The organism is Flavobacterium sandaracinum (genome assembly GCF_004349135.1).
In the GTDB taxonomy this organism is placed as follows: domain Bacteria; phylum Bacteroidota; class Bacteroidia; order Flavobacteriales; family Flavobacteriaceae; genus Flavobacterium; species Flavobacterium sandaracinum.
In genome coordinates this window covers 1-3,099 of the sequence record NZ_SMFN01000047.1, presented here as the reverse complement: position 1 = coordinate 3,099, position 3,099 = coordinate 1, and the positions used below count along the sequence as shown (strand labels likewise).

Annotated in this window: 3 protein-coding genes; 1 reads left to right on the top strand and 2 read right to left on the bottom strand. The window is 32.3% G+C overall.

The features are described 5' to 3' along the window. Positions 1-307: 307 nt before the first annotated feature. Positions 308-1,174 (bottom strand): hypothetical protein, encoded by an 867-nt coding sequence (locus E0F91_RS17465; protein WP_132067629.1) that lies wholly within the window; start codon positions 1,172-1,174, stop codon positions 308-310. Between the two features lie 195 nt (positions 1,175-1,369). Beyond that, complete coding sequence (locus tag E0F91_RS17460) at positions 1,370-2,767, bottom strand: S41 family peptidase (protein WP_132067628.1); 1,398 nt, start codon at positions 2,765-2,767, stop codon at positions 1,370-1,372. Between the two features lie 124 nt (positions 2,768-2,891). Between E0F91_RS17460 and E0F91_RS17455 the strand changes: the two genes are divergently transcribed. After that, the coding region (locus E0F91_RS17455) for a transposase (protein ID WP_481797693.1) at positions 2,892-3,099 on the top strand (208 nt) is incomplete at its 3' end.

Genomic DNA, 3,099 nt, shown 5'->3' with positions numbered 1-3,099 from the left:
TAGCGGTTTTTGACCAGCGTGGCCCGCCTACTTGGTATCTTGGCAGTAGCCAAAGTTCAATTCCCTGTAAAAAATAACTTTATGGGTAAGGGCAGGTGTGCCCAATCCCGAAACTTCGGGAAAGAATATCAGGATAAAATTAGCCTGATTTAAACACCAAAAAAAAAGAGGCTCACTTGCCTCTTGAAATTCCCTCTATTTTTTTAACGATAAGTGCATAGTTCCTGCCAATGTCCGGTTCCGTTCAACCGCGGGTTCATTGTTCGGCTTGCAGCCGCAACGAAACCCTAGCTGTTAGCGGATGTAATTATTCTTCTTCTATTACTTTTTTAAATCTGATGTGATGAATTTCTTTTAATAAACTTGAATTTGATTTTATAATTTTCGCATCAATGTTTAGCATAAATTCTTTGTAACGATTATAAGTAAAACTAAATTCTTTACTTTCTAAAAGTTTTTTTATAGCTTCTGCTTTTTCGTCATCTTTCACAAGAAAAGATAGAGTAGAAGTTGGTTTCATTCGTTTATGCAACCAATATGCATTTTTTCCATCAATGTTTATGCTTACATAACTTTGAGTAAATCCAATATTTATTTTGTTGTTTTCGTCTTTGTAAATTTCCACTAACTCTTTTGCATTTGAATGTACCCAAGGCGCATCATTTGTCCAAGTTGCTTCGTTAACTACTTTTACATCTTCTTCATCTTCTTCGGGTTCAATATAAATGTCAATGATTTTTGTAAAGTTTAGTATTTTTTCGCCGTTCACTTCCAACAAATCTGCTTGAACTGCAATCATTGGAATATTTAAACTCATTAATTGAATTACATTAAAATATCTTCTGTCAAAACTTTCGGCAACTAAAACGCAAAAATGTTGCCTTTGTGGATATTTTCTTTTTTCGTTATCCCAATACTCAATTGAACGAATAATATGTGTTGGATCAGTTTCTCCCAACATAACTTCAACTTCATACATTGAGTTTTGCTCTGGGTCTTTTAGTAAAATGTCCAATCTTCCGCCACTTGATTGTTTCTTTTCTTTGTTTACTGGAACTAAATTTCCAAGTCCGAGAACTTTCGGATTATCGTAAATAATATCTTGTAACCAATATTCATCTTTTCCCGCACTTCGGATAAAAATTTTCTTTCCAATTCTGATTTCTTTTTCCAATTATTTAGTTTTATGTTTGGTTTTCAATGTTTTACGTTCGGTTCTGGGATTATATCCGCTAACGTTCCCGTGCTTTGCGAGGTTTGGGACTAAATATGATTTATTATTCGGTTAAACACAAGTTTTCCAAGTACAAAACCAACTTTAAATTAAGCCAAATACCCAAATCTCGCAAAACATCGTGTTAGCTGTAGTTTATTTCTCGATTAATTTATAAACCATTTCAATTGCCTTATCGCCACTTTTTATTCTTGTTTTTAATTTAGCAATAAAAAAGATAGGATTTTTGGGATAATTAATGGTTATATCTGGCGGAATACCTACATTTTCATAACAAATTCCTGTCTCATTTTGGTACACCTCATTAGAGATATTTAGTGTCCAACCGTTGGGTAATTTCTTTGCCAAAACATCTGAAAATACTCCTTGAGTATTTGAACCTACTCTTTTAATATTCTTCATTTTCATAGAACCTAAAGTAAATATTTCGGCTGCACTCGCTGTTTGATGACTGGTAAGAAGGAAAACACGTTTATTATAGGTTTTATCCGCTGGATTAATAGAAAAATTCTGAGGTTCAGTAAAGCTGTTTAAGAATTTTGCTTTTTTAGAGAACAATTTGGTTTTGGTATTGGTAAAATACTTTAACATCTCTAAAGAAACAAAGTCAAATCCGCCCATATTAAAGCGTAAATCAATTATGATTGCATTTGTATTCTGTAGTTCGTCAATAATGTTTTGCATAAGGGTGTTGACTTCCTTTTTTTCCTCTTCGACATGATTTTTATTATTAGCTGCTGCCGCTAAGTAAGCGAACAAATAATCAAACCCTGCTGAAGTACTAGGAATATTATACTTGTCAGAAAAAAACATCATGTTGTTAATTTGAATATAGCCAACATTATTTTCTGTAATTCCGTAATTTAAAAGACCATTACCATTTATACTTTTTCCATATCTTTTTGGAGTTTTCACATAATGGTTTAATATTTTATCTTCTAAATTTGACGTAAACTTATTTGATCCATGATAAGGCAAAGCATCACTTGTGCGCTTTGTAATGATGGTTGTATGCTCATCATTTAATTGTTGGACTATTTTCTTCAGGATACGGCCTAACTGTCTTTCATTCTTAATGTTTTTATCTCCATATTTTGTCTGAATTTCAGGCCAATCTATTTTTCTCTCCTTAAAAAAAGGATAATTTTCGTTCATCGTATTCCAAAAAACATCAAAAATATAGTTTGGATCCTTCTGCTTTTCTGAATTGACTTCGGCAGTTGGAAATTCATCTATTCGGTCTAAAAAATAATTCATCTGTCCCTCCTTAAGAGTTAAAACATTTTTATTTAGTAGTTCAATTTTTCCGAGTTCTCCTTCTATAGATTCTTTTTTTATTTGTGAATTTAGTGTGCGTGAAATCGCAGTAACATCAAAGTTATTTACAACTGAATCATTGATTTGTATGATTTTTCCATATCCTCTCATTTTCCATATGCCATTAAATGAATCTGTAGTTGTTACTTGGGCGTTTACATTATTAATGATTCCTAAAAACAGGAAATATAGAAGCGTTTTGATTTTGTTATTCATTTTTTATTTTACGGTTTTTTTTTAAATTACAGCTAACGTCAGTCTGTGAAAAAACTTCCGTTTATTTCTTTCAAATATAGTACATATTTTCAAAGTAAAAGGCAGAAAAGTTGTATATTTAAAGATGCAACACATCACAGGAATACCGCGCAATCAGTTGTTTTTTTCGAGTTTAGAGGACTCGATTTCTCTAGAAAACCCCGTTCGTTTTGTCGAAGCTTTTGTCGAAGCGTTAGACTTGGGGTCTTTAGGATTTACAGTTCAGACCATTAAAACCGAGGGGCGTCCTAGCTTTGATACTAAAATATTCCTCAAACTGTATTTATATTGCT

What these genes read in the sequence shown, in the direction of transcription:
- E0F91_RS17460 (WP_132067628.1), bottom strand. Translation starts at nt 2,767, where the DNA reads ATGAATAACAAAATCAAAACGCTTCTATATTTCCTGTTTTTAGGAATC.